At 71.5% G+C, this 6943-nt stretch carries 6 protein-coding genes and 1 riboswitch; of the genes, 3 read left to right on the top strand and 3 right to left on the bottom strand.

The features are described 5' to 3' along the window. Positions 1 to 126: 126 nt before the first annotated feature. Positions 127 to 456, bottom strand: a complete 330-nt coding sequence (locus ACZ4WV_RS17280) for a MoaF-related domain-containing protein (RefSeq protein WP_465747431.1) — start codon at positions 454 to 456, stop codon at positions 127 to 129. Between the two features lie 455 nt (positions 457 to 911). After that, positions 912 to 1018, top strand: a riboswitch (cyclic di-AMP (ydaO/yuaA leader). A gap of 7 nt (positions 1019 to 1025) precedes the next feature. On the opposite strand from ACZ4WV_RS17280, the gene ACZ4WV_RS17285 reads away from it, so the two are divergent. After that, positions 1026 to 2417: a glycoside hydrolase family 16 protein gene (locus tag ACZ4WV_RS17285; protein ID WP_465747433.1), complete on the top strand. Its 1392-nt coding sequence runs from the start codon at positions 1026 to 1028 to the stop codon at positions 2415 to 2417. A gap of 74 nt (positions 2418 to 2491) precedes the next feature. Here the strand turns inward: ACZ4WV_RS17285 and ACZ4WV_RS17290 are convergent, their stop codons facing one another. Next, entirely contained in the window at positions 2492 to 3178 is a 687-nt protein-coding gene (locus ACZ4WV_RS17290) for a hypothetical protein (RefSeq protein WP_465747435.1), read from the bottom strand. A gap of 183 nt (positions 3179 to 3361) precedes the next feature. Beyond that, on the bottom strand, positions 3362 to 4159 hold the full coding sequence (locus tag ACZ4WV_RS17295; protein WP_465747437.1) for an IclR family transcriptional regulator: 798 nt from the start codon (positions 4157 to 4159) through the stop codon (positions 3362 to 3364). Positions 4160 to 4360: 201 nt separating this feature from the next. Here ACZ4WV_RS17295 and aceB point away from each other — a divergent pair, with 201 nt between their 5' ends. Together aceB and ACZ4WV_RS17305 are read left to right on the top strand one after the other, a co-directional pair. Next, the gene (gene aceB / locus ACZ4WV_RS17300) at positions 4361 to 6043 is read left to right on the top strand and encodes a malate synthase A (protein ID WP_465747439.1); all 1683 of its coding nucleotides are present in this window, start codon (positions 4361 to 4363) and stop codon (positions 6041 to 6043) included. Between the two features lie 212 nt (positions 6044 to 6255). Next, positions 6256 to 6657, top strand: coding sequence for an allophanate hydrolase-related protein (locus ACZ4WV_RS17305; protein WP_465747441.1), 402 nt, complete (start codon positions 6256 to 6258; stop codon positions 6655 to 6657). Positions 6658 to 6943: the final 286 nt, after the last annotated feature.

The following is a 6943-nucleotide window of genomic DNA, read 5'->3' on the forward strand; positions in this document are numbered from 1 at the left end:
TTGTCAACCCGTCAGAGGTTGGGGGACAACCTCTTTGGGTTTTTTTCCCAGGGGACCCAAACCCCGCGTGGAAACAAACCCCCCGCCCCGCTTTGGTTGGGGGTTTCGTTCCACGCTCAGCCTGGCTCAGGCCAGCCGCTCCAGCGTCCCCGTGTGCAGCTGCCCGACCCGGCCGCCCTCGCCCTCGAAGGTCCAGAAGGCCCGTACGGTCAGCTTGTTGAGGTCCATCACATGGCTCACGGTGATCCCGCTCTGCTCCGTCCAACTGACGAAGTAGACCTCCGGCGCGACCTCGGCGACGTGCAGCAGCACGTCCTCCCACTGGCCCGCCGACTCGCCGAGGCCCTCCCAGCGCAGCCGCGTGCCGTCGGCCGAGTAGGTGTTGCGGAAGGCCGCGCCGTTGTCGACCCGGAAGAGGTAGGTGCGGCCGGCGAAGGCGGGCGGGGACGCGGTCATGGAGGGCGGGACCTCTTTTCTGTGGGCTCATGGCTCATGGGCTCGGGTACTTGTGCACCGCGGAAAACGTCAGGACTCCAATTTATCCGACCGGTCCGACTTGGGCGCCCCCGCGCCGCGCCACGATCCGCCGTCGGACAGCAGGGGCCGGCGTGCCTCGGCGGTACGGCTGGCCTGTCCGCCCGTCCGCCCGTCCGCCCGTCCACCGGTCCGCCCGGCTGGCCGGCCACCGCGATTGATCAACTGCGCCGCCACCCAGAGTCGTTGATCGACACCACTGTGAGCTGTGCGACAACCGGCTCGATCAGGTTGTCCGTTCACGGACCATCTGCCTAGCCTGCAACGGGTCGTCCGCCCTCGCGGACCCCGCCGCCGGGACGCCGAGTCCTGTCCACCCGTCGGCGGACAGCCGAGCACCACAGCGGACGGGAGCGGGGGAACCAAGGTCAGCGCCCGGCCCGTGCGCCCCCGCGCGCGGGCTCGGCTAGGGGTGAAGCCGCTCCACAGGCGGCCGGGCAACTGCAGCCCGAATCCGACAGCTCACCTCGCAGGCGTCGCAGAGGACTCCCATGCACCAGCCTGCCCGTCGCCGCCGTGCGCCGCGCCACGCCCGTCCCTCCCACCGCGGCCGCAACGCCGCACTCGCCGCCACCGGGGCGCTCGCCATCACCGGCGCCGGCCTGCTCGGACTGCCGTCCGTCTCCGGTGCCCAGGCCGCCACCGGCCCGACCGTCACCCAGGACCGGCTCGCCCCTGCCACCATGGTCGCGGGCAAGGCCACCACCGCCTCGCTCAGCCTGCACTCCTCGTCCTGCTTCACCGCCAAGACCGTCGGCGTCGGTGTGCGCGACGCCCGCGGCACCAACCTCGACTTCCCCGGCAACGCCGCCAACGTGCAGATCTGCCCCAGCGGGATCGGCTACACCAGCGGCGCGCGCACCCTGCCCGCGGGGACGTACACCGAGTTCGGCTTCTGGCAGGACCTGGGCGGCGCCTGGCACAATCTGCCCTCGCAGCAACTGGTGGTCTCCGCCGCCGGTACCTCGACGCCGAGCCCGGCCCCCACGACCAGCCCGTCGCCGACGGCCACCCCCACTGCGACCCCGACGACCACCCCGTCGCCGACGACCACGCCCACCCCGACGACCACCCCGTCGCCGACCACCACCCCCACCCCGACCCCGACGCCGACCAGCACCCCGTCTAGCTCGTCCAGCTCGTCCAGCCCGAGCGCCACCGCGAGCCCGAGCACCCCGGCGCCGTCCTCCCCGGTCGCCGGCAAGTCGCTGACCTGGTCGGACGAGTTCAACAGCTCGATCAGCTGGGGCCAGCGCTGGGTCGGCGACAAGAGCACCGCGTACAAGTACGGCACCCACAACCCGGACGACAACAAGCTCGACTGGCTGAACAAGAACAACGTCAGCGTCGCGAACGGAGTCGCCACCTTCACGGCCACCCCCGGCGGGCCCACCCTGGAGAACGGCAAGCAGTCCTGGAACACCGGCTTCCTGACCACCGAGGGCTCCAGCGAAGGTTTCCAGGTCAAGACCGGTGACTACGCCGAGACCCGGGTCAAGCTGCCCTCCGGCACCGGCGCCTGGCCGGCCCTGTGGACCTGGAAGAACGGCAACGGGGAGATCGACTCCTTCGAGTACCACCCCGACAACCCGAACCTGCTGGAGCTGACCAACCACGTCAACCCCGGCAATCCGAAGTACTACACCGACGCGAGCGCCATCGCGAAGGACCAGTGGGTCACCATCGGCACCTACTACGGCGCCACCTCGGTCGACTGGTACGTCAACGGCGTCAAGGTCTTCTCGGACGGCAAGGGCGTCGGCGCGAACTGGTCCGCGTACCTGATCCTCAACCTCTCGGTGTGCGCCGGGCAGTACCACCCCGCGCCGCAGGGGACCACCCCGATCACCTTCGCCGCCGACTACGTGCGCGTCTACCGCTGACCGCCCGGCTACGTGCGCGCGTACGGGTCCTCCGTACGCGCGCACGGGCCGTAACCCCCGGAAACCAGCCGCTCTCAGGAACCGGCAGTCGTTGCGACCACCCCGAGGTCGAACGGCTGCCGGTTGTTGCGTCCGTTGCGGTCGTCCGCGCTGCGCACGCTGACCGACCCACCGGTCAGCGTGCCCGCCGGCAGGTCGTCGGAGAGCCGGACCGGGACGAGCGCCGTCGCGCTGCGCCCCTCCTTCAGGCCGGGCCCGAAGAGGCAGCGCACCTGACGGCCGAGGGCCTCGCAGCTGTCGGGGAAGTACGGGCCCTGCGCCGTGACGCCGTCCGGCAGGGTGACGGTGACGGTGAACGGCGAGGCCGTCGTGTCCGGGCCGCGGTTCGCGACGAAGGCGTGGATCGTGGTGGTGCCGCCGGGCGGAGCGGCCTCCGGGTCGAGCCGGACCACCTCCAGATCGGATTCGGACGGCGGGGCGGCCGGGCGCAGCGGTGCGGGTTCCACGGCCGGCCGGGGGCCGGGCCGATGGGCCCAGGACGGGCCGGCGGTCAGCACCGAGACGGCGCAGACCGCCGCCGCGGTCGCCACGGCCGCCGTGAACCAGGCGGTGCGCTCGGCGCGCTCGGTCTGGTCAGCCTGGTCGGTCCGGTCGGTGCGGCCGGTCCGGTCGGCCCGGTCGGCCTCGGCCCGGTCGGCCTCGGCCCGATCGGTCCCGGATCCGTGCCGGTGTCCCGTACGCCTGCGCTGCGTGCGTTCCATCACCGCTCACCGTTCCTCGCGTTCCGGCCGCCCGCGCCGTCGCGGGCGGCGTCCGCACCAGGGTGGCGCAGCGCCGGCTTCCGGCCCGGCACAACCCGCCCACCCGTCCGCCGAACGGGGGACGGGTGGGCGGGAGGCGGAGTGCCTCCACCTCCCGCGTCCGGAAGGGCTTTTGACGTGGTGTCAGGGGGCGAGGACCTGCCCCAGCCGGTTCGCGATCTGGTGCATCACCGGCACCAGTGAGGAGGCGCCGGCCTGCTCCTCCAGCGCTCGGATCCGGGCCTCCGGGCCGGACACCGAGAGCGCCGTGGGCGTCGGCGCGCCCGGGACGGCCAGCGCGATGCAGCGGACGCCGATCTCCTGCTCCTGGTCGTCGACCACGTAGCCGCGCTCGCGCGCCTCGGCGAGCTGGTCCATGAGCTCCTGCGGGTCGGTGACCGTGTACTCGGTGTGCGCGGCCAGCGGGTTGGGCCCGAGTATCGCGCGCGCCTCGTCCTCGGGGAGCTGGGCGAGCAGGGCCTTGCCGACGCCGGTGCAGTGCGGCTGCACCCGCCGGCCCACCTCGGTGAACATCCGCATCGAGCGCCGCGACTGCACCTGCCCGACGTACACCACCTCGCCGCCCTCCAGCACCGCCAGGTTGGCGGTCTCGCCGGTGGCCTCCATGAGTTCGGCCAGGTACGGGCGGGCCCAGCTGCCGAGCAGGCGGCCGGCCGTCTCGCCGAGGCGGATCAGCCGGGGGCCGAGGGTGTACCGACGCGCGGTGTCCTGGCGGACATAGCCTTGTTGGACGAGGGTACGAACCAGTCGGTGGATGGTCGGCATCGGGAGGCCGGAACTGGTGGAGAGCTCGCTGAGCGTGGCCACGCCGCCGGAGTCGGCCAGCGCCTCCAGGAGTTGGAAGGCTCGCTCGACGGACTGCACGCCGCCGCTCGCGCGGTCGGAGCCTGTCGTCGATGCTGTGTCGGGGGTCGCAACCACCGGCGTTCCCTTCGCTGTCGGGGAGGAGTAGAGTCCCGGCGACCTCTTCAACAAACCGTTGAAATTCTGTATCGCGGAAACTAGTCTCCACCTTACAGAATCGATCTCGCCGACAGGTGGGTATCGATCGAGGAAGTTCCCGAGGAAGTTCCCACCGGAACTCCCTTCGCCAGGCTCAACCGTCTTAGGAGTGTCCTGCTCATGGCTGCAGATCAGGGGCCCTCCCCCAGCCTCCGGCCGGGGGTACCCCCAATCGCCTCCTCTCCCGCCGCTCCGGTCGTCACTGTCGCCGGTCCGCGCGTCCACCGGGCGGAGGAGGTGCTCACTCCGGAGGCGGTCGCCTTCGTCGTCGGCCTCCATCGCGCCTTCGAGGACCGCAGGCAGGAGCTCCTGGCCAGGCGCAGGAGCCGGCGCGCCGAGATCGCGCGCACCGGCACGCTGGACTTCCTCCCTGAGACGGCCGACGTCCGGGCTGGTGACTGGAAGGTCGCCGAGGCGCCGCGCGCCCTCCAGGACCGCCGGGTCGAGATCACCGGCCCCACCGACCGCAAGATGGTCATCAACGCGCTGAACTCCGGGGCCCGGGTCTGGCTCGCCGACTTCGAGGACGCCACCTCTCCGACCTGGGAGAACGTGGTCAGCGGCCAGGTCAACCTGATCGACGCCTTCGAAGGCCGGATCGACTTCACCAGCGAGGCGGGCAAGGCCTACACCCTCAAGCCCGCCGCCGAACTCGCCACCGTCGTGGTCCGCCCGCGCGGCTGGCACCTGGACGAGAACCACCTGCTGGTCGACGGCGTGCCGGTGGCCGGCGCGTTCGTCGACTTCGGCCTGTACTTCTTCCACAACGCAGCCCGGCTGCTCGCCCGGGGAGCCGAGGACCCCAACTCCGGCCCGTACTTCTACCTGCCGAAGACCGAGAGCCACCTCGAGGCCCGGCTGTGGAACGACGTGTTCACCCACGCCCAGGCCGAGCTGGGCATCCCGTACGGCACCGTCCGCGCCACCGTGCTGATCGAGACCATCACCGCCGCCTTCGAGATGGACGAGATCCTCTACGAACTGCGCGACCACGCGGCCGGCCTCAATGCCGGGCGCTGGGACTACCTGTTCTCGATCGTCAAGAACTTCCGCGACGCCGGCGAGCACTTCATCCTGCCGGACCGCAACAGCGTCACCATGGCCTCGCCGTTCATGGCCGCCTACACCCGGCTGCTGGTGCGGACCTGCCACAAGCGCGGCGCCCACGCGATCGGCGGCATGGCCGCGTTCATCCCCAGCCGCAAGGACCCGGAGGTCAACGCCGCCGCGCTGGAGAAGGTCAAGGCGGACAAGGACCGCGAGGCCGGCAACGGCTTCGACGGCTCCTGGGTCGCCCACCCGGACCTGGTGCCCGTCGCCCGCGCCTCCTTCGACGCGGTGCTGGGCGAGCGCCCCCACCAGAAGGACAACCCGGGGCCCTCCGAGCCGGTCACCGCGGCCGAACTGCTCGACATCGCGGGCGCCGGCGGCACCTGCACCCACGCCGGGCTGCACAACGCCGTCCAGGTCGGCATCCGCTACATCGAGGCGTGGCTGCGCGGCCTCGGCGCGGTCGGCATCTTCAACATGATGGAGGACGCCGCCACCGCCGAGATCTCCCGCTCGCAGATCTGGCAGTGGATCCACAACGGGGTCGTGCTGTCCGACACCGGCGAGAAGGCCACCGCCGAGCTGGTCCGCACCCTGGTCGCCACGGAGCTGGCCGAACTCCGCACCGAGCTGGGCGCCGAAGCCTACGACGCCGGCCGCTGGCGGGAGGCCGCCAGGCTCTTCGAACAGGTCGCCCTGGCCGAGGAGTTCGCGGACTTCCTGACCCTCCCCGCGCTTCCCCTGCTGGGCTGAGCCCCAATCTATCCGCCGGGGCCACCGCTGCGGCCTGCCGGGCTGTAGCAGTCGCGCCGCCCCTTTGCTCCGTTCCGTACGGCGACGAAATCCACCTGTCCTCTTCGTCGTCGTGCGGAACGGCCTTTTGTCACGCCCTGTTCGGCCCGAGCCCGGCCCCCGCCTTGGGCGCACCCCTTTGTCACCCCGTCAGTCTTGTGAGGAGTTCATCCATGCCGCGCATCTTCTTCAACGGTCAGGCGATGGTCGGCGGACCGTTTCACGCCAAGGTCGCCGACGCCCTGATCGGCCCGGCCCGGACCGCCCCCGGGTACCGGTTCTTCTCCATCGACCACAGTGGCGGAACGGACGTCTGCCCGGGCCTGCTGGCCGACCCGACCGTCGACACCGCGATCGACGGGGAGCTGTACGACATCAGCCTGGAGCGCCTGCGGGACGACATCCTGCCCGGGGAGCCGAGGGAGCTGGAGCTCGGTGTGATCGAGCTGGAGGACGGCTCCGCGTGCCTGTCCATGCTGCTCGCCCGGGGAGAGCTGGAGCGCGGCGTGCACCGCGAGATCACCCACCACGGCGGCTGGCGCGCCTACCTGGCCACGCTCGGGCGCACGGCCTGAGGCGAAGCGCCGTCACCGCCGGCGGCGGACGGGCAGGCGCGGGCACACAGCCGCCGGGAACAGGTGTCAGCGAACAGCTGACGCATGACAGCGAACAGATGACAGCGAACAGATAACAGATGACGAAAGTCGTCATCTGTAATCTGTTCGCTGTCATCTGTTCGCTGTTCCCCGCTGCCCGCGAGCGCCCTCCCCCCCCAACCCGGCACGTCGGGGGGGGGGAGAGGGGCGGGGGGGGGGGGGGGGGGGGGGGGGGGGGGGGGGGGGTTTGGGGGGGGGGGGGGGA

It is taken from the genome of Kitasatospora sp. NPDC029312 (assembly GCF_055569215.1).